The sequence below is a fragment of the Rufibacter tibetensis genome, assembly GCF_001310085.1.
Lineage (GTDB): Bacteria > Bacteroidota > Bacteroidia > Cytophagales > Hymenobacteraceae > Nibribacter > Nibribacter tibetensis.
Window position 1 is genome coordinate 2,629,809 of the sequence record NZ_CP012643.1, and the last position, 23,743, is coordinate 2,653,551.

General features: G+C 50.1%; 22 protein-coding genes. 13 read left to right on the forward strand and 9 right to left on the reverse strand.

Annotated features, from left to right (window positions below):
• Nucleotides 1-5: 5 nt before the first annotated feature.
• From mscL to DC20_RS10625, 3 genes are all read right to left on the reverse strand, one after another.
• Complete coding sequence (gene mscL, locus DC20_RS10610; RefSeq protein WP_169788178.1) at nt 6-419, reverse strand: large-conductance mechanosensitive channel protein MscL; 414 nt, start codon at nt 417-419, stop codon at nt 6-8.
• A gap of 66 nt (nt 420-485) precedes the next feature.
• A complete protein-coding gene (locus tag DC20_RS10615; protein WP_062543807.1) occupies nt 486-980 on the reverse strand; it encodes an RDD family protein in 495 nt (164 codons plus the stop codon).
• 436 nt (nt 981-1,416) lie between these two features.
• A complete protein-coding gene (locus DC20_RS10625; protein ID WP_062543809.1) occupies nt 1,417-4,605 on the reverse strand; it encodes a WD40/YVTN/BNR-like repeat-containing protein in 3,189 nt (1,062 codons plus the stop codon).
• Nucleotides 4,606-4,966: 361 nt separating this feature from the next.
• On the opposite strand from DC20_RS10625, the gene DC20_RS10630 reads away from it, so the two are divergent.
• Nucleotides 4,967-7,108 (forward strand): M48 family metalloprotease, encoded by a 2,142-nt coding sequence (locus DC20_RS10630; RefSeq protein ID WP_083470297.1) that lies wholly within the window; start codon nt 4,967-4,969, stop codon nt 7,106-7,108.
• Between the two features lie 80 nt (nt 7,109-7,188).
• Here DC20_RS10630 and DC20_RS10635 read toward each other — a convergent pair whose 3' ends face one another.
• From DC20_RS10635 to DC20_RS10645, 3 genes are all read right to left on the reverse strand, one after another.
• Nucleotides 7,189-8,436, reverse strand: a complete 1,248-nt coding sequence (locus DC20_RS10635) for a DUF3999 family protein (RefSeq protein ID WP_062543811.1) — start codon at nt 8,434-8,436, stop codon at nt 7,189-7,191.
• Nucleotides 8,426-10,894 (reverse strand): DUF2339 domain-containing protein, encoded by a 2,469-nt coding sequence (locus tag DC20_RS10640; RefSeq protein ID WP_062543812.1) that lies wholly within the window; start codon nt 10,892-10,894, stop codon nt 8,426-8,428. The genes DC20_RS10635 and DC20_RS10640 overlap by 11 nt, the downstream gene beginning before the upstream one ends.
• Before the next feature lie 100 nt (nt 10,895-10,994).
• Nucleotides 10,995-11,903, reverse strand: coding sequence for an NAD(P)/FAD-dependent oxidoreductase (locus DC20_RS10645; protein ID WP_062543813.1), 909 nt, complete (start codon nt 11,901-11,903; stop codon nt 10,995-10,997).
• A 158-nt stretch (nt 11,904-12,061) separates the two neighbouring features.
• Here DC20_RS10645 and DC20_RS10650 point away from each other — a divergent pair, with 158 nt between their 5' ends.
• On the forward strand, nt 12,062-12,439 hold the full coding sequence (locus DC20_RS10650) for a Fur family transcriptional regulator (protein ID WP_062543814.1): 378 nt from the start codon (nt 12,062-12,064) through the stop codon (nt 12,437-12,439).
• 291 nt (nt 12,440-12,730) lie between these two features.
• Here DC20_RS10650 and DC20_RS10655 read toward each other — a convergent pair whose 3' ends face one another.
• The 3 genes from DC20_RS10655 to DC20_RS10665 all read right to left on the reverse strand — a co-directional run bounded on the left by DC20_RS10655 (nt 12,731) and on the right by DC20_RS10665 (nt 14,539).
• Nucleotides 12,731-13,342, reverse strand: coding sequence for a superoxide dismutase (locus DC20_RS10655; protein WP_062543815.1), 612 nt, complete (start codon nt 13,340-13,342; stop codon nt 12,731-12,733).
• 68 nt (nt 13,343-13,410) lie between these two features.
• Nucleotides 13,411-13,857, reverse strand: a complete 447-nt coding sequence (locus tag DC20_RS10660; RefSeq protein ID WP_245652192.1) for a nucleoside deaminase — start codon at nt 13,855-13,857, stop codon at nt 13,411-13,413.
• Between the two features lie 130 nt (nt 13,858-13,987).
• On the reverse strand, nt 13,988-14,539 hold the full coding sequence (locus DC20_RS10665) for a hypothetical protein (RefSeq protein ID WP_062543817.1): 552 nt from the start codon (nt 14,537-14,539) through the stop codon (nt 13,988-13,990).
• A 460-nt stretch (nt 14,540-14,999) separates the two neighbouring features.
• On the opposite strand from DC20_RS10665, the gene DC20_RS10670 reads away from it, so the two are divergent.
• From DC20_RS10670 to nuoK, 11 genes are all read left to right on the forward strand, one after another.
• Nucleotides 15,000-15,383, forward strand: a complete 384-nt coding sequence (locus tag DC20_RS10670) for an NADH-quinone oxidoreductase subunit A (RefSeq protein WP_062543818.1) — start codon at nt 15,000-15,002, stop codon at nt 15,381-15,383.
• Between the two features lie 105 nt (nt 15,384-15,488).
• Nucleotides 15,489-16,043 carry an NADH-quinone oxidoreductase subunit B gene (locus DC20_RS10675; RefSeq protein ID WP_062543819.1) on the forward strand — a complete coding sequence of 185 codons (555 nt, stop codon included), beginning with the start codon at nt 15,489-15,491 and terminating at the stop codon, nt 16,041-16,043.
• A 3-nt stretch (nt 16,044-16,046) separates the two neighbouring features.
• Nucleotides 16,047-16,553, forward strand: a complete 507-nt coding sequence (locus DC20_RS10680) for an NADH-quinone oxidoreductase subunit C (RefSeq protein ID WP_062543820.1) — start codon at nt 16,047-16,049, stop codon at nt 16,551-16,553.
• Between the two features lie 72 nt (nt 16,554-16,625).
• Nucleotides 16,626-17,840 (forward strand): NADH dehydrogenase (quinone) subunit D, encoded by a 1,215-nt coding sequence (nuoD, locus tag DC20_RS10685; protein ID WP_062543821.1) that lies wholly within the window; start codon nt 16,626-16,628, stop codon nt 17,838-17,840.
• A gap of 72 nt (nt 17,841-17,912) precedes the next feature.
• Complete coding sequence (locus tag DC20_RS10690) at nt 17,913-18,452, forward strand: NADH-quinone oxidoreductase subunit NuoE family protein (protein ID WP_062543822.1); 540 nt, start codon at nt 17,913-17,915, stop codon at nt 18,450-18,452.
• Nucleotides 18,434-19,777 carry an NADH-quinone oxidoreductase subunit NuoF gene (gene nuoF, locus DC20_RS10695; RefSeq protein WP_062543823.1) on the forward strand — a complete coding sequence of 448 codons (1,344 nt, stop codon included), beginning with the start codon at nt 18,434-18,436 and terminating at the stop codon, nt 19,775-19,777. Before DC20_RS10690 ends, nuoF begins: the two co-directional genes overlap by 19 nt.
• 114 nt (nt 19,778-19,891) lie before the next feature.
• The gene (locus DC20_RS10700; RefSeq protein WP_062543824.1) at nt 19,892-20,896 is read left to right on the forward strand and encodes a 2Fe-2S iron-sulfur cluster-binding protein; all 1,005 of its coding nucleotides are present in this window, start codon (nt 19,892-19,894) and stop codon (nt 20,894-20,896) included.
• Nucleotides 20,896-21,951: an NADH-quinone oxidoreductase subunit NuoH gene (gene nuoH, locus DC20_RS10705; RefSeq protein ID WP_062543825.1), complete on the forward strand. Its 1,056-nt coding sequence runs from the start codon at nt 20,896-20,898 to the stop codon at nt 21,949-21,951. Before DC20_RS10700 ends, nuoH begins: the two co-directional genes overlap by 1 nt.
• Before the next feature lie 108 nt (nt 21,952-22,059).
• Nucleotides 22,060-22,521, forward strand: coding sequence for a NuoI/complex I 23 kDa subunit family protein (locus DC20_RS10710; RefSeq protein WP_218918701.1), 462 nt, complete (start codon nt 22,060-22,062; stop codon nt 22,519-22,521).
• Nucleotides 22,522-22,554: 33 nt separating this feature from the next.
• Nucleotides 22,555-23,070, forward strand: a complete 516-nt coding sequence (locus tag DC20_RS10715) for an NADH-quinone oxidoreductase subunit J family protein (RefSeq protein ID WP_062543827.1) — start codon at nt 22,555-22,557, stop codon at nt 23,068-23,070.
• Between the two features lie 295 nt (nt 23,071-23,365).
• The gene (gene nuoK / locus DC20_RS10725) at nt 23,366-23,695 is read left to right on the forward strand and encodes an NADH-quinone oxidoreductase subunit NuoK (RefSeq protein ID WP_062543829.1); all 330 of its coding nucleotides are present in this window, start codon (nt 23,366-23,368) and stop codon (nt 23,693-23,695) included.
• Nucleotides 23,696-23,743: the final 48 nt, after the last annotated feature.

A 23,743-nucleotide genomic window follows, 5' to 3' on the forward strand; every position in this document is an offset into this window, starting at 1 on the left:
AAGTGTTACAGAGGTTTGCTGCGTAAAGCGTCCCTGATTTCAGTAAGTAATACTTCTTCTTTGGTTGGCGCCGGCGGAACGTTAGGTGAGGCCGCCTTTTTGCGCTTCAGTTTGTTGATGAGTTTCACTACTGCAAAAATGGCTAGCGCAACGATAAGAAAGTCCACGACGTTCTGCAGAAAGGCCCCGTAGTTTAACGTGACATCAGACACTTTGCCATCAGAACCCATAACGCTTTCCCGTAAAACAACTTTAAGGTCGCTGAAATGATTGCCGCCTACCAGAAGGCCCAAGGGCGGCATGATGATGTCTTCTACCAGAGAGGTAACAATCTTCCCGAACGCTGCCCCAATGACCACCCCTACTGCTAAATCAATGACGTTGCCACGCATGGCAAACTCTTTGAATTCTTTTAACATAGCTATCTTATGTTTTCAGTTGTGAGGTTCTTCTATGAGGTAGTAGCCCTAAAGTGACCTAAGAACTTAGTGGGTTTTTACCACCAGGGTGCTGGCGATTTTGTCGTGCAAGGCTTGCTTGCGAGAAGAGAAAGCCGCCATGATGTAGCCGATGAACAGCACCATGGTGGATAGTATAGTAGCGAAGGATCTACCCAGGGACCTCACGAAGGAAATACGGTTTCCCTGCTCATCCGTTACTTTTAGATTCAAGGCTCTTTTTCCTAAAGTGGCCTGCCAGGAAGAGCTTTCCATAATGGATTTGTAAAGAATTCCCAGTACGGAAGAAATGGTGATAGAGCCAGACATTGCGGAGAGAATTGCAGCCGGGTTGTCTGGAGTAAAGTCGCTTGCCGTAAAGTTGCCAAGAAAAAGGTATTGAAGAATCCAGTTCGGAATCATCAGTACAAAGTTATCAATGATGACCGCCGCAAACCTGATCCAGAAGCCGGCATATACCGCTTGGTGCGAGGTTTCGTAGATGTCAGAGAAAAAAGAATCTTGAGTAGTAGTGTTTTCCATTAGGGCTGGTGGGTTAAGGGTTAGTATGTATTAAATATAGGTTTTATTCTACTTAAGACAAGTGCTATGCTCTTAAAAGCCAACTATTTCCGCTTTCTGGTTTCTCTCAGGAACTGCTGCAATCCCTTTCTGATCTGTTTAGTCCTTTCTTCCTGAAACGTGGAGTTAATACATTGACTCCCTGCGTCATTACCACATTGGCTTTCTTTCCAGCTCCCTTTGAGGTGCTGTGCTATTTTGAGGTAATTAGATGCTGAAGAAGTAGTGTAAATAACAGAGGTATCCATAGAACTAAGTTATCTCCGTGCTTGGGGTGTTGCTTACTATTAGAGTTTATGTTTTATGCCTGTTTAGCAGAAAACAGGCATAAAACATAAACTCCTGCCACGTTGCCGCGGCAGGAGTTTGAAGCATCAGACTACTTAAACTTTGAAACTTACTTGGTCTCTTTCTTCTCTTTGAGCATGATGGCGTCCACGTTCTTGCTCCGGATAAGCTGGTTCAGAGCTGGCAGATCCGTCGCAAATACCTGGTTCAGTTTCTGCAATTGTTCGTCTATTTGAGCCGTCACTTCCTTTTGGAACGCATACATCTGGTCGGTAGGCCGGAAATCACCCACGGACGCCTGAGACGCCAAATTCGCTAGTTTGTTGTTTAACCGGATGGGGTAGTTCAAAGGATCCTGGCCGCTGCGGTTTTTGGTTTGGTACAGCGTTTCCTCTACTTCGGTCATCTTCTTGTTCATGGCCTTGGCGGCATCCAGCACGTCTTTCATATCGGCACGTCCTTGGAAGCGGGCGGTAACGGCATTCATCTGGGTGCGGGCTTCGCGTATTTTGCTAATGGCATCGTGCGTCTCGGTGAGTTTGTCCCGCACCGAAAGCAGGAAGGCCTGTTGCGCCTGCAAATCTGCCAGCGGCGTTTGGCTACGTGGGTCCTGTAGAATCTCGAATTCAGTTTCCTGCGGCTGTCCGTTCACCGTGAGGCGGGCTTTGTAGGTGCCAGGAATTGCTTTAGGTCCTTGCGTACCACCGCCCCACAAGATCATGCCCTCAAAGCGGGAAGCCTCGGGGTACGTCATGTTCCACACAAAACGGTTCAGGCCGGTTTTCGCCTCCAATTTCTCGGCCGCTTCTTTAGCGCCGTAGGTGTATTTTCTGATCAGCTTGCCGTCTTTCTCCAGAATCTCCAGTGCTATTTTAGAGGTGGTGTCTGGCGCAGTAGGCAGGTAAAAGTGCATCATTACGCCACCCGGGTGGTTCTGGCCTTCAAACTTGGTGTTCGCGAAGTTGCCGCCCAAAGTTTTGTAAGTAGGCATGGGTTTGAACAGATGCGACTTGCTATCGGCTAACTGCGGGGTGAGTTGGTGCAGCAGCGTTAAGTCATCAATGATCCAGAAGCCTCGGCCTTGGGTAGCGGCAATGAGGTTGTCGTTTTTGATGGTCAAATCGGTGATGGGCACCATTGGCAGGTTCAGGCGGAACGGCTTCCAGGAAGCACCATCGTTGAACGACACGTACATGCCGTACTCAGTACCAGCGTACAGCAAGCCTGCTCTCTTGGGGTCTACGCGCACCACGCGGGTAAAGTGCGTAGCCGGAATGCCGGTGGTAATTTTAGTCCAGCTTTTGCCGTAATCAGTTGTTTTGAAAAGCAATGGCTGGAAGTCACCAGTTTTGTAGAGCGTAGCGGCCATGTACATCACACCTTTTTGAGTAGGGTGCGGGTCCACGCTGTTGATCATGCTCCACTCGGGCAGTGCTTTGGGTGTTACGTTGGTCCATGTCTTTCCTGCATCACGGGTCACGTGTACCAGACCATCATCAGAACCGGTCCAGATCACGCCTTCTTCCGCGGGAGATTCCATGGCCGCGAAGATGGTGCCGTAGTACTCCACGCTGGTGTTGTCTTTGGTGATGGGTCCACCGGAGGGACCTAGTTTGGTCTTGTCGTTGCGCGTCAGATCCGGACTAATGACTTCCCAGCTTTGGCCCTCGTTGGTAGTCACGTGCACGTGGTTAGACGTGGTGTAAAGTCTATTGGCGTTGTGCGGTGAGAAAAAGATAGGGAAGTTCCACTGGAAGCGGTACTTCATGCCCTCGGCACCATGGCCCATGGGGTTGTCTGGCCACACGTTGATGGTGCGCTCAAAACCAGTTTTATGGTCTAGCCGCCCGATGAAGCCGCCGTAGTTTCCGCCGTACACAATCTCAGGATCTTTAGGGTTTACCGCAATGTGTGCACTTTCAGAACCCGCGGTTTCTTCCCAGTCGTGCTGGCCAATGCTGCGGCCACTGGTGCGACTGGCGATTCTAACGGCACTGTTATCCTGCTGGGCGCCATAGATGCGATACGGGAAGGCGTTATCCGTCACTACGCGGTAGAACTGGCCAGTTGGCTGGTTGTCTGGCGTGCTCCAGTTTTCACCGCCGTCAAAGCTCACCTGCGCTCCGCCATCATCGGCGATGATCATGCGCTTAGGGTCTTCGGGGGCAATCCAAAGGTCGTGGTGGTCAGAATGCGGGGTAGGGATAGACTTAAATGTTTTACCACCGTCGGTGGAGTAGTGGTGGCCTACGTTGAGCACGTACACGCCATCTACGTTCTGCGGATCAGCGGTAAGGCGGGTGTAGTACCAGGCGCGCTGGCGCAGGCTGCGGTCTTCGTTCACCTTGGTCCAGCTCTCGCCGCCATTCTCAGAACGGAACAAGCCGCCGTCTTCGGCTTCCACCAAGGCCCATACACGTTGGTTGTTTACCGGCGAAACGGTCACGCCAATGATGCCCAAGGTGCCTTTGGGTAAGCCGGTGGCGCGGGAGATTTCTTTCCAGGTGTCGCCGCCGTCGGTGCTTTTCCAGATGCCGGAGCCAGGTCCGCCGGAAGATAGGCTATAAGGTGTGCGCTGTACCCGCCAGGAGGTGGCGTACAGGTTTCTGGGATTCACCGGGTCAATGGTCAGGTCTACCACGCCCACCTCGTTGTTCACGAACAGCACGCGTTCCCAGTTCTTGCCACCGTCTTTAGAGCGGTACACGCCGCGCATGTCATTAGGCGCATAGATGTTGCCCATGGCCGCCGCATACACCAAGTCAGGATTCTTTGGGTGGATGCGCACACGCGAAATGTGCTTGGAATCTTTCAGCCCGATGTGTCTCCAGGTCAAGCCCGCATCCTCTGACTTCCACATCCCGAAACCAGACGATACGTTGCCGCGGACCGTTTTCTCGCCTTCGCCCACGTAAATTACGTTAGGGTCTGCTTCGCTCACCGCCACCGCACCAATGGAGCCGCCGAAGTACTTGTCAGAGATGTTCTCCCAGCTTGAGCCGCCGTCTTTGGTGCGCCACACGCCGCCACCCGTGCTCCCGAAGTAGTACAGATTTGGTTTGCCTGGTACGCCGGTCACGGTAGCGGAACGTCCGCCGCGGTACGGCCCGATGGACCGCCATGTCATGCCATTGTATAATTTCTCAGGATACGGGTCCTGGGCTGATTTCTTGTTTCTGGAAGTACTGGATTTCGGCTTTTTCTGAGCCTCAGCGGAGAGGGGAGCCAAAAGGGTTAGTCCACCCAGCAGCAGGGGAAGGCACTGGCGGAAGAACCGGTGTGGGAAAGGGTTTTGCATGTAATTGTGTTTGTTTAGGTGGTGTTTGGAATGCAACCAGTAAGCTACTGAAAAAAGGGCAATCAGGGAGAATGCCTGGTCTATTTTGGAAGCAATTTTTAGAAAGTTTGCCTAAAAAGCATCATAGAAATCATTAGGATCATGCATTCTTGAGATTCTTAGTACAAGTGGAGGGTAGGAAAGGAGGTAATGGTGCTACCTATTGAAGACAGGGCTAAGACAGAATTCTGGCACTACTATGCATGCTTTAGATGCCAAGGGAAAAGGCGAACTTCTTTAAAATTTCATAATAATTAAGTTTTACTATATTTTATAATTGATTTTGTTAATATATTGAGAGTGTCTAAACAATCCTCATCAGATGAAAGCATCTTTTCCGTATCCACCTATGCCTCAAAATGTAGGTGAGCAGGTTATTACCCCCTCCGCAGCGTTTAAAAAAGAAGTTGTGAATGTTGCTGGTGCTATTGCATTTTTTGCGGTAGTGTACGTGGCGTTAATGGCAGCCGCTATCTTGTTAGCGGTGTTGTGCGGGTATGCCGGAGTAATGTTGGTGCTGCTGAAACCGGCGTTTTTCACCCTCATGTTAGGGTTGGGCTTGGCTGGCCTAGGGCTCATGGTTTTGTTTTTCTTGCTTAAGTTCAGTTTTAAGCGTAGCAAAACCGACCGTTCGGGTATGGTGGAGTTTCACGAAGCGGAGCAGCCAGAGCTTTTTGCCTTCATCCGGAATATCACGCAGGAAACGCAGACGCCTTTTCCCAAAAGAATCTATCTGTCACCAGAGGTAAACGCAGCCGTTTTCTATGACTCCAGTTTTTGGAGCATGTTTTTGCCCGTGAAAAAGAATCTGGTGATTGGACTGGGCTTGGTGAATTCAGTAAACATCACTGAGTTTAAAGCCATTTTGGCGCATGAGTTTGGGCACTTCTCGCAGCGCAGCATGAAGCTGGGGTCTTACGTGTACAACGTGAACAAGGCCATCTATAACATGCTGTATGATAATGAAGGCTATGGCAAAACCCTGGAGAAATGGTCTAATATCAGTGGGTACTTTGCCTTATTCGCAGGCCTGACAGTGAAGATTGTTCAAGGCATACAGTGGGTGCTGCAGAAAGCCTATGTGGTAGTGAACAAGCCTTACATGAGCCTTTCGCGGCAGATGGAATTTCACGCTGATTCAGTAGCCGCCTTCGTGACCGGATCTGAGCCACTCATCACCAGTCTCCGCCGCATAGAAGCTGCCGATATCTGCTATTCTCAACTTTTCAACCATTACAATTCCTGGTTTAATGAGAATCTAAAAGCAGACAACATGTACCCGCAGCACGATGCACTTATGCACCGCTTTTCACATGATTTTAATATACCTATGGCGCACGGCTTGTTGCAGGTGAATGCTCAGAGTTTGGCTATTTTCAGCCAGAGCCGAATCATCATTAAAGACCAATGGGCTTCTCACCCCAGCACCGATGACCGGAAAGCTCACCTTTTATTGCTCAACATTCCTGCTGTGATGATGCATGACCCGGCTTGGGTGCTGTTTAGAGATGTGGAGCAAGTGCAGCAGCAAATGACTGCGAAAGTTTATGAGAAAGCTGAGTTTGCTTCGGCACCCCAGTTTTTAACCCTTGCAGGCTTCACCCAGAAGATAGACGCTGAAATAGATGAGCGCAGCTTTGACAAAGCCTACAAAGGCTTCTATGATGACCGGGTTCTCAATGCTTTTGACCTGGAGAAAGCTCAGGCCCAAGCCAGCGCGCTTCCTGATTTCCAGTTTAACGACCTGCTTGCCGACACTAACTGCCAGTTACCTGAGAAGATCACGTGTTTGGAAAGGGATATGGAAATGGTGAAAAGCTTGCAGAAGGGAATGTATGATGTCAAAACCTTTGATTTTGACGGACAAAAATACAGCACCAAAGAGGCTGCTACGGTGCAGCAAGTTTTAGAAAGCGAACTAAAAGAAGCGCAGGAACAGTTAGCCCAATTAGACCAAAAGGTCTTCCAGTTCTTTGTGCAACAAGCTTCCTCAGAGTCTGAGAAAGTAGCTTTGGCCTCTGCCTACCAGCAGTTATTTGCCGCCACTACCGAGGCTGAGGAAGACACGGTCCTGTATCAGCGCCTGTTTGAAACGCTGCAGCCCGTGTTCAACTCAGAAATGACAATGGAGAGCGCGGAAGCTATTATGACGGAGGTAACGGAGCAGGAAGGAGTTGTAAAAGAACGCCTCCACGAACTTCTACAAGAGCTTTTGTATACCCGCTGTCTAACGGCTGAACAGCAAAATAAGCTAGAGACGTACACCCAGCATCAGGCTGCCTATTTTACCCAGGAAGGTTTTGATAACGATGCGCTTTCTGCCCTAACGGAAGCTTTAAGTATTTTTGTAAGTACTGCCTGGGAGAAATGCTTCCGGTTGAAAAAAGAAATGCTGACCCTGCAAATAGGCTTCCTTCAAACGCAGGATGTAAAAGCAGCAATGAATGAGAAAGTTTCTGTTTAGAGGCTGTTTCTTCAAAAACACCTTTAAACGACCAGATAGAAAAGGCTAAAGAGCTACACCTTTGATACGGTGCTGGTGCTTTAGCCTTTTTTTTCCATATCACGCAGCAACCGCACGGTCATGTAGCCCAGCCCAACCGCCAATACGGCAATGGCTGCCCAAATCAGGATTTTGGAGCTTTTAGGCTGTTTTTTGGATTTCACTGCGGAAAGGATTTTGAAGTTCTGCACCTGAACAATGGGCATCTCCTTCGGGATGCTGTCCTGGAAGTACTGCAGGTCGTACTCTGGGGCGTTCAGTTTCTCATTCCCGAAACGCAGCGTGTAGGTTTGATTGGGCTCTAGTGCCGCAATCAGATAGCGGTTAAGCTGAAGCACCTGTACAGAGTCAATGCTCAATGGCGGATTGTCGGCGTTCTCAATTTGAATAGTCAGTTGCTCCACCTTTTGGCGTGGCAGGTCCAGCGCCGCCGGAGCATTAGAGCTTAGCAGCAGCGGTACCGAGATTTCCTTCATACGGGCTTGGCGTCTTTTCCTTCTGCGGCGTTCATATACCTTCTGTTCGCCCAGCACCAATTTGCCGGGGCGGTGGTAAAGTTGCGGAGCTGAAATATACAGCGCTACCTGCTCGGGGTACACGGGTTGCCCGAAGCTTATCCGTAAATACGTCGTGTGGTTCTCGGCACTATCCCGACGGGTAAGCGCCTGAATGGGAATGCGGGTGTATTTCCCGGCCTCAGAGAAGGTGTCGTAGTAGCCCGCCTGCAGAATATTAAGCGGAGTGCTGGTGGAGTCATTAAGCTGTAACTTGAAGTAGCGATAATTGCTTAAGGGGAAGTCCAGCAGCTTGACTTCGGAGGTACTTTTCGTGTTCCGGATGGCATACAACAAATCCCGGTCCTTAAGCACATACCAAACCTGCTGATCATCGCTGCCGCTCAGCGAAACCTGCTTCTGGACTTCGGCATTGCCAATGCGCAGGCTGATGTTGTTTATGCTCCGTTTTTCCGGATTGTGCACCAAAACCTCTGACACTCCACCCGGACGGCGGGTATAGCTCAGAATCTGGTAAGGCTTAAACAACGTGCGGTACTGGACGGGCACCTCTGTGCGTAACAAGTAAGGCACCTGTTGGCCATTTGGGTTGAACAACCGGACGTCCTCCAGGTTAGGTTGAGAATAACCTGTTACCTGCGGAGAAAGCAGGATGCGGTGATAACCCTGCTGGGAGGCAGGTGCCAGCTGAGCCTGCCACGCAAAATCCTGCGCGTAAGCGGGCAGATAGCATCGCAGTAATCCGGCGAATAGAAGCAGCAGCTTACTCTTCATGGGGAACGGGGCTAGCCTCCAGAGGCTTGGTTTCTCCTTCTAAAATAAGGTTTTTGAGCTTCTGGTACATAAACGAAATTACCAGCAGCAGCACGCCCAGGCATATAAAGGCTGCAATCTTTCCGCCTTCCGTCATATCCCGCACATCAAATAGGAAGAGCTTGAGCAGCGTGAGGAAAAACAAGGTGAGCGAGATAATGCGTAGGGTCTTGATTTTCCTGGCCATGCCCATCATCATCAGTACAAACGAGATCACGCCCCATAGAATTGGGAAGCCTATCTTCCGGATGTGGCCCATGCTGTCATACAACTCAGCAGAGGTGGGGTGCGACTTCAACAGCCACAAATGCACTAACTCAAAGCTGAGCAGGAAGACACCAGCGGCACTGGCTAGCCATAGGCTTAGTTTGCCAAATCTGCTCGCAAAGCCAAACTCCCGGTGCACTTTTCTGAGTACCGCCGCCAGCAAAAGAACCAGCGTGATCAGCGGCAGGTAATGGCTTAGGAAAGCAGTGAAAGTTTCGGTTTGGTTGAACAGATAGCCGTTCCGGATGTAACTGGCCGAGGGCTGCAGGTTGATTCCGTACGCCAGCAACCCAACCACTGACAAACCCATGATGATTCTGCCGTAAATAGGGTTTTTCAGTCTTCGGCTCCACCACAGCAGTCCCAGCAAGAACAGGTAATGGAAAAAGCCCAGGAGTTGCACCTGTACATCACCGCTCAAAGTAGAATGAGCAAGTTGGTGTTGTAGCTCCAGTAGAAGCACCAGGTACAGGAAAAGCACGAGTAAAATGCCTACCACCGTGCGGTAAGAAGTCATAAACCTGCCCTGCAGTAAGTCGGTGCTTTCGCGGGCCAACAGCCACCAGGTTCCTGCCAAAGAGGCCACCACTACTATCCCGGTAATGAAGAGTTTGTTTATGAGCAGCGGCAAGCCTTCGCGGGAGATGGAATAATCCAGCCAGTCCATGGTCAGGCTCCCCAGCATCAGGAACAGCACCAGCACAGAGGCGTATTTGATCAACTGAATGCCGGAACGCTGCGAAAGCCAGAGCAACAACACCGCCTCCAGCGCCCAGAACAGCGTGATGTAATTTCCCTCCAGCTGGATGGGCGCCGATAAACTTAGGAATGTTAAGACCAAGCCGATGAGCAGGTACACCAGATTACGATCTACGCGGTTGCTCCGGTAAAGCCCGTAGGCAAAGGCAAAGTTGAAGACGCCCAGCGAGATGGTGAACAGGCCTCGGTAACTTCCGCCGGCTACCTTCGACATCACGTACATGCCCACGCCGTAATACAGAAACGTGTTGCTCAGCAGCATCATGATCTCGGGACCGGTGAATTTCCGGCGTTCCTTCACGTTGTAGATGATGGTCATTAAAAAGAACACCAGGTAGAACAGCGTCGCGAAAACCAGTGCCCCCACGTACGGCGGATTAGCCATTCCCACCACGCGGGTGCCGAACCAGCTGCCATAGAGAATGATGGTGAATCCGTAAGCAATCAGGTTGAGCAGACTCCACTTCTTGAAATACGCCAGAATCAGAATGCCCACGTTCAGGAGTAAAATAAACACGAACAGCACCAGGTAATTGCCTTCGCCGGTACTCACCATGAACGGGCTCCCGAACCCCCCAATCAAGGCCAGCACCGCCAGTTCCATGCGGTCATAAGCCATTGCCAGAAAGATGGTAAAACCTGTAATGCCCACCATTAACAGGAACGCCACCGTCTGGCTAAAGATCTGGTACTCATGAAAGGCAATGGCAATGGTGAAGTACAGCACTGCCATGCCGCCGCCAATCAGTACCGAACTGAAGGCTTTGTAGTCTTTCCGTAGCCGGTGCGCGACGCCCAGCAAAGCACCACCGGACAGCAATCCAATAGCCACGCGGCCAATCTCATTTATCCAGTCCTGGTCAATGGCATACTTCACGAAGAACCCGATGCCTAGCACCAGAATAGCAATCCCCAATTTGTTGATCAGGTTCTCGCCAATGAACTTTTCCCAATCTAACTTGCGCGAAAAGATAGATGGCTTAGCAGGTTGCAGATCTTGAAAAACAGAAGGCTCCTGAGCCGAGGTGAAAGCAGCCATTGGCACCGGTTCTTGAACCAGCGATGGGGTAGGTTGCCCCACCGGAGGTTCAACAGAAACCGGAACAGGTGGTGTAATCACCGGGGACGGAGCGGAAACTGGAGGCGCAGGAAAGGAGGGAGTTGAAACATCAGAGGGTGAAGGAGCAGACTGGAAAGCGGCCTCTCTCCGCCTTGCTTCTGTGGCGTCGTCTAGGGACGAACGAACCGTGGAGCGGCTGATTTGTTCCCGTAAGCGGGTCAGTTCTTCCCGTACCTCACGCATTTCCTGGCGGTGCTGCAGCAAATGGTTCGAGATTCTGGTACCAAACCAGAGCGCCAACCCCACCAACACCAAAAGCAAAAATACCTCCATAAAAGCTTATTAATCTAAGCTCTATATTACAATTTTATCCTGTAAAATCGTGCGCAGGTACGTGTTGCCCTTGCTTTAGGGCTATTTTCCAGAAAACAACTTAAAAATCCTCCTCCATCAATTCTTTATTCACCATTACACCAGCCATTGATCCCGCTGCAACTGCCAAGGCCACGGTCCGCATCATGGTGGTTGCGTCTCCGGCGGCTAGGACACCTGGTACGGTGGTTCTCTGAAAAGCGTCCGCCTGCAAATGGCCGGTCTCTGTTAGTTGACAGCCCAATTCTTGTGGAATAGAGCAATGCTGCACAAATGCAGGCCGGGCGAAAATGGCATTTACCTCCCGGGTAGAACCATCTGTAAATACCACTTGCCGCACATAACCCTGGTCATGCAGCAACTCTGCCAATTCTTTTTCTTCCACCGCTACCTGTTTTTTCTGTAACACCTCTAATTGTTCAGGGGTGAACGTAGGTTTTCCGTTGGTGAACAACGTGAGTTTAGGCGACCAGTGGTATAGAAGTTTTACCAGTTCAAACCCCATGTCACCATTGGCCAGAATGCCCCATTGCTGGTTATGAACTTCATAGCCGTGGCAATAAGGGCAATGTAGTACTGAAATACCCCAGCACTCGGCAAAGCCTTTCAGGTCAGGCATCAGGTCTTTTATGCCGGTGGCGAAGATGAGTTTGCGGGCCCTATAAGTAGCTCCTGAAGCGGTGGCCACCTGGAAGTCATTGTCCTGTCTGGTTGCTTTGACTGCTTCCTCAGCCTTAAACGTAACCGTGGGGTAGGCCAACACCTGCTCCCGGGCTTTCTGGGCAATGGCGGCTGGTGTCTCGCCGTCCTGCGTAAGAAAGTTGTGGGAGTGCGGCGTTTGTCGGTTGCAGGGAGGGCCTGTGTCCAGGATAAGCACTTTGCGCAGAGACCTGCCTAACGCCATGGCGGCGGAAAGTCCGGCGTAACTTCCGCCAATGATGATGACATCAACATCTGTTCTCTCTTCCATGGATTTTATCTATTGTATGGCTACTGCAGAAAGCGTCAACGGAGTGCGTGCTGATTCGCTACTCTTTAGAATTCTCTTCCAGAGGTTGCCAAGGGTGAATGTTTTTTGGCAAATGTAGAAAAAAGAATTACTATTGCAACATTGTTGCATTATTTGAGATGAAAAGACGAACTACCCCCGCCCAGCAGGAAATTTTAGGTATGCTGCAAACTTCTGACTCGGCCTTGAGCCAAGACATGATTGAGCAGAAGATGAAAGGAGAGGCCGATAGAGTAACCATCTACCGGGTCTTGAACCGGTTCTGCGAGGATGGCTTGGCGCACCGAATTGTCTCTGATGACGGAAAGGCTTACTTCGCCCTTTGCCGTGGCTGCCAGCAGAACCACCACACGCACGACCACTTCCACTTCCGGTGCCTGAACTGCCAGAAGGTAGAATGCCTGGCCGAGAAAGTACAAGTTTCGTTACCTCAAGGATATCGCGCCACGAATGTGAACGCGTGGGTTTCGGGCTATTGTGCGGGTTGTAGTGCCTGACAAGAGAACATCGCTCTAAGCTGATTTTCTGAAAACAGAAGCAAAACGAAATTACAAGAAGTAACCGCTGGCGCGAGCCTCCGGCTCGTGTCCGCAAGTTTTCCTGATCTTCTTTAACTAGCTGATCAACAAAAGTGATTCTGTTATGCGGACGGACACGGCGCCAGCGATGGTGGTGACTGCTTTAAACCTGATTTCTGAAAATTGGCTTAAAAGCGGACATGAATCGGGGAAAACAAAAAAGGGTCTTGCTGTTACAGCAAGACCCTTTCCATACATATTGATTATCGCTTAGCCGTTGGCCTGTGCGTAACGACGGTTTACTTCGTCCCAGTTGATGAGGTTGAAAAAAGCCGCAATGTACTCTGGTCTACGGTTCTGGTATTTCAGGTAATACGCATGCTCCCAAACGTCCAAACCTAAGATTGGAACGCCACCGCAAGAATCAACACCTTCCATGAGTGGGTTGTCTTGGTTCAGGGTAGAGCAGATTTGTACAGAACCGCCTTCTACGGCGCAAAGCCAAGCCCAGCCAGAACCGAAACGAGTAGTAGCGGCTTTGGTGAATTCTTCTTTGAAGGCATCAAAAGAACCAAATGCTTTGTCAATCGCCTCGGCTACCGGGCCGGTTGGGTTTCCGCCAGCGTTTGGAGCTAGGATAGTCCAGAACAGGTTGTGGTTGTAGAAACCACCGCCGTTGTTACGGATGGCTGGGGTTTTAGCGGCGTCACGCAGGATTTCTTCAATAGACTGACCTTCTTTTTCAGTGCCTTGAATGGCATTGTTCAGGTTAGTAGTGTAGGCCTGGTGGTGCTTGGTATGGTGGATTTCCATTGTCTGACGGTCGATGTGCGGTTCCAGCGCATCGTACGCATACGGAAGTTGCGGAAGTTCAAATGCCATAGTTTTATGTGGTTTTAGGTTAGAAATACAATGGTTCTGTTATTAATACGGAACGGGCCAAAGATAAACTAAATTCTTTTTGCCCGAAAAAACTCCGTCATCAATTGCGCGCACTCGTGGGCCAAGATGCCGGTGACTAATTCGGTCTTTGGGTGCAGCAGATTCACGCCAGTTCTACGGTAGCCGCGTTTCTCGTCATTGGTGGCGTACACTACCCGCTTCAACTGCGACCAGTAACTCGCGCCTGCGCACATCACGCAGGGTTCTACGGTCACGTACAGGGTGCAGTCATGTAGGTATTTATTGCCCAAATGGTTGGCAGCAGCGGTGAAGGCGAGCATCTCGGCGTGCGCCGTAACGTCGTTTAGTTTTTCCGTTTGGTTATAGGCACGGGCAATGATCTTGTTCTGGCAGACCACCACGGCGCCAATGGGAATCTCGCCTTCTTCTAAGGCGTACTGCGCTTGCTTGTAGGCCTCGCGCATGAAGTGTTCGTCTGAATGGATGCTAAGCACAGGTGTAATTTATTTGGAAACAGTAGCCTATTTTTACTCTGTATAAGTTCTTTGGTTGTGTAGAAAGCAGTTGGGGCCTGTTTTCTGAAAAACAGGCCCCAAACAAAAGCAATTATTTTCTGAGGTGAAACTACTTCACACTGGCAGTCGCCATCACAGCCCGAGCCGTTTCCTGCCACTCTTTTTGCAGAGCTACCGGGGAGTTAAAGCTGAAAATCACCATCTGGTCTTTCTGGAACGTGTATTGAATAAGCGTGTACTTGCGAATAGGGGCCATGTTGCGGGTGCGGCGCTCATCGCGTACGGTAGAGACAAATTCATACACTAGAAAATCACGGCCGTTGATGGTCTGTTTCTCCTCACGCAGGAACTGCACCTCGGTGAACATCCGCTGGATAGAGGCCTTGTAAAAAGGTAACAGAATGTTAATGTCGTCAGCGGGGAACGTGCTGGGGCGTTGGTTCACGTTGATGTCAATCTGGCCGTCGGGGCTGGTGAAGACGCCTAAGGGCTTACGGGCCGCCGGGTACTCGCGGGCAATACCGTCATCGGGCAATACCTCAAAGTTCTGCGGAATAGAAAGCGATACGTTTTTGGCTACGGTCACTTTCTTCAGTTTAGGGGCAAACGCCAGCAGAAGTGCCAGCGGTAGTACAAAAGCTATTAGATATTTTCTATTCATATACATACAGGTCCAATGCGTCTTTCAAGAACGTAACAGCCGAATGCAGATACCGTGCCGTTAAGTTCCGGAAGGGTGCAAAGGTAGAGCAGAAAGTGACTTTTTCAATTTGGGTCTAAACGGAAAAAGCCCAACTAAAGTAGTTGGGCTTTTATCGAGTTGAAGAAAACTTACTTTAAAAACTAAGGGCAGCCATAGAGAAGGAGGGACTTCTTTCTGATTGCGAGCGTGTGATTACACAACTCATGACCATTAGTGCCTTAATTTTAATTAATATTACAAGAATCCCTAATTTTTTCTAATTTTTTTAAACAAAAACGATTTCATGCCTCTGATTTTGTAAAATAAGCAGAACGGTTGTTCGTTAGAGGTAAGGCTGAACCAGTAAGCCCGTGCAAAATGCTTTTTAGTTTGAATCTTAGGTTTAAGTGCCTACTTTTGCACCAAATCCCTTAATAATATGGAAACAACTGTCCCTGCACAATATTTACCGGGAGATTATCTTCCAATAGTGATTCAATTTGTGGCGGCGCTTGGTTTTGTGGTGTTCTCTATGGTGGTAACGCACCTGATTGGCCCAAAACGTAAAAGCGCAGTGAAAAATGCCTCTTGGGAATGCGGTATTGAGTCTAAAGGCGATGCCCGTGCTCCTATCTCCATCAAATACTTTCTGATTGCCATCCTGTTTGTACTTTTTGATGTGGAAGTGATCTTCCTTTATCCTTGGGCTGTGAATTTTAGAGCCTTAGGGTTAGATGGCTTTGTCTGGATGCTCATGTTTATGGGACTGCTGTTAACCGGTTTCTACTACGTGATTAAAAAAGGTGTTCTCAAGTGGGAATAATCTTAGAATTAGCCGTGATGACGGCAAACTTTTACAAGCGATAAAGTGTTCAGAAAGAGGCCGGTTTAAGGCCTGTTCTTCTGAAAACTAAGCGAAAACAGACTCATGAGCGATAACAATAGCAATTTAACCATGGTAGACGCCCCAGAAGGGGTAGAAGGAACCGGCTTTTTTGCCACTTCCCTGGAGAAAGTAGTTGGACTGGCCCGTAAGCACTCTTTGTGGCCATTGCCGTTTGCTACCTCCTGCTGCGGCATTGAGTACATGGCTACCATGGGCTCGCATTATGATATTTCCCGCTTCGGGTCTGAGCGCCCAAGCTTCTCGCCCCGCCAGGCCGACCTTTTGATGGTAATGGGTACCATTGCCAAGAAAATGGGTCCGGTGGTGAAACAGGTGTATGAGCAGATGGCTGAGCCTCGTTGGGTGATTGCCGTAGGCGCCTGCGCTACCAGCGGTGGTATTTTTGACTCTTATAGCGTGTTGCAAGGCATTGACCGCATTGTACCCGTAGATGTGTACGTGCCTGGTTGCCCGCCACGCCCTGAGCAGATCTTGGATGGCTTGATGCGTATCCAGGATTTAGCCGAGAACGAGTCGCTCCGACGCCGGAACTCCCCGGAATATCAAGCATTACTGGCTTCTTACAACATTAAATAAGGCATGGCCGAACTAACCAACGAACTGCTGGTACAAGCGCTGCAAGAGAAATTTGGCGACCAGTTGTTTGATATGCATGAGCCCTACGGGCTTGTGACCGTGACCACTACCCGGGAAAACATCATCCCAATGCTGCAAGCCTTGTATGATGATGCCTTCCTGCAATTTCAATTCCTGACCACTCTATGCGGTATTCATTACCCTGACAATAAGGGGCAGGAATTAGGCGTGATTTACCACTTGCACAGCCTGGTGCATAACGTGCGGCTGCGCATCAAAATCTTCTTCTCTGAAGACGATGCCGTGGTGCCAACGGCCACTAACCTGTACGCCACCGCCAACTGGATGGAGCGCGAAACCTTTGACTTCTACGGCATCCGCTTTGAAGGACACCCTAACCTTATCCGCATTTTGAATGTGGAGGAGATGGAGGCGTTCCCAATGCGCAAAGAGTTTCCGCTGGAAGACCAGACCCGCGAAGACAAGATCAATACCTTCTTCGGAAGATAAACTTCATAAACGCCAACGGCTTTGTTCCAGAGACAAGGCCGCCGGCGTTTCTGCTTACTACTAAGTTCCCACATGGAGTTAGCCAAACAGAATACACAGATAGTTACCCCAGATTCCTACATGCAGGAGCTCACCACCCTGAATTTAGGACCTACGCACCCGGCCACGCACGGTATCTTCCAGAATATCCTGCAAATGGATGGCGAGAAGATTGTGTCTGGTGTGCCGACTATTGGGTACATACACCGCGCCTTCGAGAAAATTGCGGAGCGCCGTAACTTTTACCAGATCACCCCGCTCACTGACCGCATGAACTATTGCTCCTCGCCCATCAACAACATGGGCTGGTGGATGACGGTAGAGAAGCTGTTGGGCGTGACGGTTCCAAAACGTGCCGAGTACATCCGGGTAATTGTAATGGAATTGGCCCGTATTGCCGATCACTTGATTTGTAACTCAATTCTTGGGGTAGATACCGGAGCCTTTACCGGCTTCCTGTACGTTTTCCAAGAAAGAGAGAAAATCTACGAAATCTACGAGGAAATCTGCGGTGCCCGTTTAACGACCAACATGGGTAGAGTGGGTGGCATGGAGCGTGATTTATCCCCGGTAGCTATTGAGAAGATCAGAGATTTCCTGAAGAATTTTCCTAAGGTGATGACCGAGTTTGAAACCATGTTCAACCGCAACCGGATTTTCATTGACCGGGTGGAGAACGTGGGCCCTATCACCGCAGAGCGCGCCTTGAATTACGGCTTCACCGGTCCTAACCTGCGTGCTGCGGGCGTGGATTACGATGTGCGCGTCATGAACCCTTACTCTTCTTACCAGGACTTCGATTTCGAGATTCCGGTAGGCACCAAGGGTGACACCTACGACCGCTTCATGGTACGTAACGAGGAAATCTGGCAGAGTTTACGCATCATCCAACAAGCCATGGACAACCTTCCGGAAGGTCCGTTCCACGCCGATGCGCCGGAGTTCTACCTGCCGCCAAAGCAAGCGGTGTACCGCAACATGGAAGCGCTTATCTATCACTTCAAAATTGTGATGGGTGAGATTGACGCTCCGGCTGGTGAAGTATACCACTCAGTAGAAGGCGGTAACGGAGAACTGGGCTTCTATTTAGTGTCTGACGGAGGCCGCACGCCGTATCGTCTGCACTTCAGAAGACCTTGCTTTATCTATTATCAGGCATACCCAGAAATGGTGGTAGGCACGCAGCTGTCAGATGCGATTGTGATCCTTTCCAGCATGAATGTGATTGCCGGCGAGCTGGACGCCTAAGCAGTTCCTATTTTAGAAACGATTTTTCCTAAGCCTGCCTAAAACGCAGCTTTTATACCTGCCATTGACCAAATGGATCAAACAGTAGAGAAACCACAAGTACAGTTTTCGGAAGGGGCCATGGCCGAAATCCGGCGCTACTTATCTCATTACCCTGCTGAACGTCAAAAATCAGCTATTTTGCCTATCCTGCACATCGCGCAAGCGGAGTTTGGCGGTTGGGTAAGCCCCGAGGCAATGGATAAAGTGGCCGAAATATTAAATATACAGCCAATTGAAGTGTACGAGGTAGCTACCTTTTACACCATGTTCAACCTGAAGCCGGTAGGCAAGCACGTGCTGGAAGTTTGCCGCACGGGTCCTTGCATGCTGCGTGGCTCTGACCAACTAATTGAGCACCTGGAGAACCGTCTGGGCTGCAAAGTAGGGGAGACCTCTGCTGACGGTAACTTCACCCTAAAAACAGTAGAATGTTTGGCATCCTGCGGCACCGGACCGATGCTGCAAGTGCGTGAGCAATTCTACGAAGACCTGGACCCTGCTCGCGCAGACCAGATGCTGGAAGACCTGAAAGCCTTAACCGTAAGGAAACCATGGGAAGAAAATTATTAACTGAACATATCAACGTTGAAGGCATTCACACCTTTGACGTCTATCGCAAGCACGGCGGCTACGCTTCTGTTGAGAAAGCTTTGAAAACCATGTCCCCAGAGGAAGTGGTGGAAGAAGTGAAAGCGTCGGGCTTAAGAGGCCGGGGTGGTGCCGGATTCCCTACCGGGATGAAGTGGAGCTTTTTGGCCAAGCCAGAAGGCAAACCCCGTTACTTAGTATGCAACGCCGACGAATCAGAGCCGGGTACTTTCAAAGACCGGTATTTGATGGAGAAACTGCCGCACCTGTTGATTGAGGGGATGATTACCTCCAGCTACGCGCTGGGTGCCCGTACCTCTTACATCTACATCCGCGGTGAGTTATTGTATGTGCTGCGCATCCTAGAAAAAGCCATTGCCGAAGCCTACGCGAACGGTTTCCTGGGCGAGAACATCTTAGGAAGCGGTTATTCCCTGGACTTGCACGTGCATCCAGGCGGAGGTGCGTACATCTGCGGCGAGGAAACTGCGTTACTGGAATCTCTGGAAGGCAAACGCGGGAACCCACGTAATAAGCCTCCGTTTCCGGCGGTGTGGGGCCTTTACGGCTGCCCAACTGTGGTGAACAACGTGGAGTCTATTGCTACTGTGCCTTGGATTATCACCAACACCGCTGCTGAGTATGCGAAGTTCGGGATTGGCCGTAGTGCCGGTACTAAATTGATTTCTGCTGGTGGTAACATCAACAAGCCAGGCGTGTACGAGATTGAGTTGGGTGTTCCCGTGGAGGAATTCATCTACTCAGACGAATACTGCGGTGGTATCTGGAAAGGCCGCGACATGAAAGCGGTCATTGCTGGAGGTTCTTCCGTTCCGATTCTGCCGAAGGAGTTAATCTTGAAAACCACTAATGGTGAAGATAGATTGATGACCTACGAGTCGCTTTCTGACGGAGGTTTCGCCACGGGTACCATGTTAGGTTCCGGCGGATTCTTCGTGATGGATGACCAGACCTGTATCGTGCGCCATACCTGGACCTTAGCCCGTTTCTACCACCACGAGTCATGCGGACAGTGCAGTCCGTGTCGTGAAGGAACCGGTTGGATGGAGAAGGTATTGCACCGCATTGAACACGGGCACGGCCACATGCACGACATCGACCTATTGGTAAGCGTTGCCAAACAGATAGAAGGAAACACCATCTGTCCGTTGGGTGATGCGGCTGCCTGGCCAGTTGCGGCGGCTGTTCGTCACTTCCGTGAGGAGTTTGAATGGCACGTGAAACACCCGCAGGCAGCTACGGCTCCGGGCGCGGTGTTCAACAAAGCTGAATCTGTATTAGCATAAATAATTGTTTCAGGTCTGTTTTAGAGAAAGCAGGCCTGAAATAACTTCTTAAATAAGTATGTCATTGCCGAGGGGTTACGCGAGTAGCTCCCGACAATCAACGATAAATTTAACATGGTAAAAATAACGTTTGATGGCATAGAGGTGGAGGTAGAGGAAGGAACTACCATCCTCAACGCAGCCCGTAAAATCGGCGGCGAGGTGGTGCCCCCAGCCATGTGCTACTATACCCCTTTAAAAGGAACCGGCGGAAAATGCCGTGCCTGTATGGTTCGGGTGGCAGCCGGTTCAGCGAAAGACCCGCGCCCGATGCCTAAATTGGTAGCGAGCTGTATTACGCCGGTACAAGACGGCATGGTGGTGGAAAACACGACCAACCCAGATGTATTGGCCGCTCGCAAAGGCGTGGTGGAGATGCTCTTAATCAACCACCCGCTGGATTGCCCTATCTGCGACCAGGCTGGGGAGTGTGACCTGCAGAACTTCGCCTACGAGCATGGCACGTCCGGCACCCGTTACGAGGAAGAGCGCCGCACCTTTGACAAAATAGACATCGGGCCGTTGGTGCAGCTGCACATGACGCGTTGCATCCTGTGCTACCGCTGCGTGTACACTGCCGATCAGCTGACCGAGAAGCGCGTGCATGGCGTGCTAGGCCGTGGTGATGCCGCCGAGATTGGAACCTACGTTGAAAACATCATTGATAATGAATTCTCTGGGAACGTCATTGATGTGTGCCCAGTAGGCGCCTTGACAGATAAGACATTCCGTTTCAAAAACCGCGTGTGGTTCACGAAACCAGTAGATGCGCATCGTGATTGCCCAACTTGCTCTGGTAAAACAGTGCTTTGGATGCGTGGTAATGATGTGTTGCGCGTGACGGCCCGCAAAGACGAGTACAACGAGGTGCAGGAGTTTATCTGCAACACGTGCCGCTTTGACAAGAAAGACCCGAATGATTGGACCATTGAAGGACCGCGCAAGATTGCCCGTACGTCAGTAATCTCGGCGAACCATTATGAGTTACCCGTGCTGAACGTGAATGTGATTCCGAACTTGCCAGGCTCAACTGAAGAAGACTTACAATCCACTCCTTTTAACCTAGGAAGACAAGTATAATGGAGCTATCATTATTATTGATCAAAGGGCTCATCATCTTTGCCGTTTTCGGTATTACGTTGCTGATTGCCACTTACTCCACCTACGCTGAGCGGAAAGTGGCTGCGTTCATCCAGGACCGCGTAGGCCCTAACCGTGCCGGTCCGTTTGGATTGGCTCAGCCGTTGGCTGATGCAGTGAAACTGTTCTTCAAAGAAGAGTTTGTACCGGCTAACGCAAACAAGTTCCTGTTCGTGGCTGGTCCTTCGCTGGCTATGTTAACAGCCTGTATGTCCAGTGCGGTCATTCCGTTTGGCGGAACGTTGCTCATTGGCGGTGAGTACATCCACTTGCAAGCCATTGAGGTGAACATCGGGATTCTGTACATCTTTGGTGTAGTAGCCTTAGGTGTGTACGGCATTATGATTGGCGGCTGGGCTTCTAACAACAAGTTCTCCTTATTAGGTGCTATTCGGGCGGCTTCCCAAAACATCAGTTACGAGCTGGCCATGGGTATGTCTATCATCGCGTTGTTGCTGGTAACAGGCACGCTTTCCATGCGTGACATCGCTGCGCAGCAAGGACAAGAGCTGTTTGGCGTATCTGGTTTGAACTGGAACATCTTCTATCAGCCGGTAGGCTTTCTGATTTTCATCATCTGTGCTTTCGCAGAGACCAACCGTGTTCCTTTTGACTTACCTGAGTGTGAGACGGAATTGGTGGGTGGTTACCACACCGAGTATAGCTCTATGGGCATGGGCTTGTACCTGTTCGCAGAGTACGTGAACATCTTCGTAGCCTCGGCGGTAATGGCAACCCTTTACTTTGGCGGGTACAACTTCCCGTTCATGAACCAGTTAGGTTTGCCGCACAACGTGGTGACTATCCTGGGAACGGTGGTGTTGTTCGCTAAAATCTTCTTCTTCATCTTCTTCTTCATGTGGGTACGGTGGACTTTGCCGCGTTTCCGCTATGACCAGTTGATGAACCTGGGCTGGAAAATCCTGATTCCGTTGTCTATCCTGAACGTGATCGTGACCGGCGGAGCTATTCTGTTAAAAGCAGAGTTGTTCTAAAGACAGTATGAGTAGAGGAGGAGTTTACGCTCCTCTTCCAATCATTTAAAGTTTATAAGAGACATGCAATCACTTAGTAATAGAGCGAAAAAGCTGGAGAAGAAACCCATGAATTTTTCCGAGAGAATGTATCTCCCGGCAATTTTCCAGGGCTTGTCTATCACCATGCGTCACTTCTTCAAGAAGAAAGCTACGATTAAATACCCAGAGGAAACCCGCCCTATGAGTGCGGTGTGGCGTGGTTTGCACGTGTTAAAGCGTGACGAGAAGGGCAGAGAGCGTTGCACGGCCTGTGGTCTGTGCGCGGTGGCTTGTCCGGCAGAGGCCATTACCATGGTTTCTGGTGAGCGCAAGCGGGGCGAGGAGCATTTGTACCGCGAAGAGAAATATGCCATCAGCTACGAAATCAACATGTTGCGTTGCATTTTCTGCGGTTTGTGTGAAGAAGCCTGCCCTAAAGCGGCCATCTTCCTGCAGAACGACAAAGTGGCTCCGGCCCGCTACGAGCGCGATGAGTTCATCTACGGCAAAGACCGTCTGGTAGAGCCCATGCCTATTCAAAACCAATAATCCGCCGATAACAAGCGCATATCATCCAAAACTATGACGGGTAATTTCTTTTACTTTCTAACTTTCTTAACGCTTTTCGCGGCCATTGGGGTAGTTGCCTCCAAGAACCCGGTGTACAGCGTTCTGTTTATGATTTTGACGTTCTTCGCCTTAACCGGACACTACATTCTTTTGAATGCCCAGTTTCTGGCGGCGGTAAACTTCATTGTGTACATGGGCGCCATCATGGTGTTATTCCTCTTTGTGATTATGTTCCTGAACATGCGCGAAGACACCGAGCAGCACAAGCCTTTGCTGAGCAAGATTGCCGCGGCCATTGCCGGAGGTATTCTGTTCGTGGTGATGATTGCTGCTTTGAAAGACGTGGACACCCAAATGAAAGCTACCGCTGTGTTTGATTCGCAGATTGGAATGGTGGAGAACCTGGGGAAAGTGCTTTTCAGAGATTACCTGTTGCCGTTTGAGTTAGCATCGGTGTTGTTCCTGGCGGCGATGGCCGGCGCGGTGATGCTGGGCAAGCGCGAGCCGGGCGAGCAAAATAGATTCTAAGTCTCTATTAAGAGGCTGAAAAAGGACAGCTATCCACGTTGTCCTTTTTTATTGCCACGGCTGCAAGCTATTTCAGGTCTGATTTCCTGAAAACCGGCCGAAAGTAGGATTGCCCTGCTGGCTAGAAGTTAATCGTTTCAGAGGCTTTTTCCTGAAAATAGCCCTGAAACGCCAAAAGAAGAATACAGACTGCCCGGTAGAGGGTGGCTTTTCATATGGTTTTACCAAAAAATGGGAATAACTTTGGGCACTGTTGTCAAGCGCGTCCAACGCTTATTTCACCAACGTATTTATCATGAATGATATTCCTGAGGTCATAAGGACCATCCCGCTGAACTATTACCTGTATTTCAGCACCGCTCTTTTCTGTATCGGGATTATTGGGGTTCTCACCCGCCGCAACGCCATCATCATCTTTATGTGCATTGAACTGATGCTCAATTCGGTGAACCTGTTGCTGACAGCTTTCTCTTCGTACCGCTCAGACCCCAACGGGCAGATTTTCGTGTTTTTTATCATGGCGGTAGCTGCCGCCGAGGTGGCCGTTGGTTTGGCCATTATTGTGATGATTTACCGGAACGTGCGCTCCACAGACATCAACATCCTGAACAAGCTGAAATGGTAAAGCGGTTTTCCGCTCTGCTGAATCTCTAAAGAATACCGTTCCATTTAC

Bases quoted from the DNA above. Each gene is read 5' to 3' on its own strand.
- mscL (WP_169788178.1), bottom strand. From the start codon at position 419: ATGTTAAAAGAATTCAAAGAGTTTGCCATGCGTGGCAACGTCATTGAT.
- DC20_RS10615 (WP_062543807.1), bottom strand. From the start codon at position 980: ATGGAAAACACTACTACTCAAGATTCTTTTTTCTCTGACATCTACGAA.
- DC20_RS10625 (WP_062543809.1), bottom strand. From the start codon at position 4,605: ATGCAAAACCCTTTCCCACACCGGTTCTTCCGCCAGTGCCTTCCCCTG.
- DC20_RS10630 (WP_083470297.1), top strand. From the start codon at position 4,967: ATGAAAGCATCTTTTCCGTATCCACCTATGCCTCAAAATGTAGGTGAG.
- DC20_RS10635 (WP_062543811.1), bottom strand. From the start codon at position 8,436: ATGAAGAGTAAGCTGCTGCTTCTATTCGCCGGATTACTGCGATGCTAT.
- DC20_RS10640 (WP_062543812.1), bottom strand. From the start codon at position 10,894: ATGGAGGTATTTTTGCTTTTGGTGTTGGTGGGGTTGGCGCTCTGGTTT.
- DC20_RS10645 (WP_062543813.1), bottom strand. From the start codon at position 11,903: ATGGAAGAGAGAACAGATGTTGATGTCATCATCATTGGCGGAAGTTAC.
- DC20_RS10650 (WP_062543814.1), top strand. From the start codon at position 12,062: ATGAAAAGACGAACTACCCCCGCCCAGCAGGAAATTTTAGGTATGCTG.
- DC20_RS10655 (WP_062543815.1), bottom strand. From the start codon at position 13,342: ATGGCATTTGAACTTCCGCAACTTCCGTATGCGTACGATGCGCTGGAA.
- DC20_RS10665 (WP_062543817.1), bottom strand. From the start codon at position 14,539: ATGAATAGAAAATATCTAATAGCTTTTGTACTACCGCTGGCACTTCTG.
- DC20_RS10670 (WP_062543818.1), top strand. From the start codon at position 15,000: ATGGAAACAACTGTCCCTGCACAATATTTACCGGGAGATTATCTTCCA.
- DC20_RS10675 (WP_062543819.1), top strand. From the start codon at position 15,489: ATGAGCGATAACAATAGCAATTTAACCATGGTAGACGCCCCAGAAGGG.
- DC20_RS10680 (WP_062543820.1), top strand. From the start codon at position 16,047: ATGGCCGAACTAACCAACGAACTGCTGGTACAAGCGCTGCAAGAGAAA.
- nuoD (WP_062543821.1), top strand. From the start codon at position 16,626: ATGGAGTTAGCCAAACAGAATACACAGATAGTTACCCCAGATTCCTAC.
- DC20_RS10690 (WP_062543822.1), top strand. From the start codon at position 17,913: ATGGATCAAACAGTAGAGAAACCACAAGTACAGTTTTCGGAAGGGGCC.
- nuoF (WP_062543823.1), top strand. From the start codon at position 18,434: ATGGGAAGAAAATTATTAACTGAACATATCAACGTTGAAGGCATTCAC.
- DC20_RS10700 (WP_062543824.1), top strand. From the start codon at position 19,892: ATGGTAAAAATAACGTTTGATGGCATAGAGGTGGAGGTAGAGGAAGGA.
- nuoH (WP_062543825.1), top strand. From the start codon at position 20,896: ATGGAGCTATCATTATTATTGATCAAAGGGCTCATCATCTTTGCCGTT.
- DC20_RS10710 (WP_218918701.1), top strand. From the start codon at position 22,060: ATGAATTTTTCCGAGAGAATGTATCTCCCGGCAATTTTCCAGGGCTTG.
- DC20_RS10715 (WP_062543827.1), top strand. From the start codon at position 22,555: ATGACGGGTAATTTCTTTTACTTTCTAACTTTCTTAACGCTTTTCGCG.
- nuoK (WP_062543829.1), top strand. From the start codon at position 23,366: ATGAATGATATTCCTGAGGTCATAAGGACCATCCCGCTGAACTATTAC.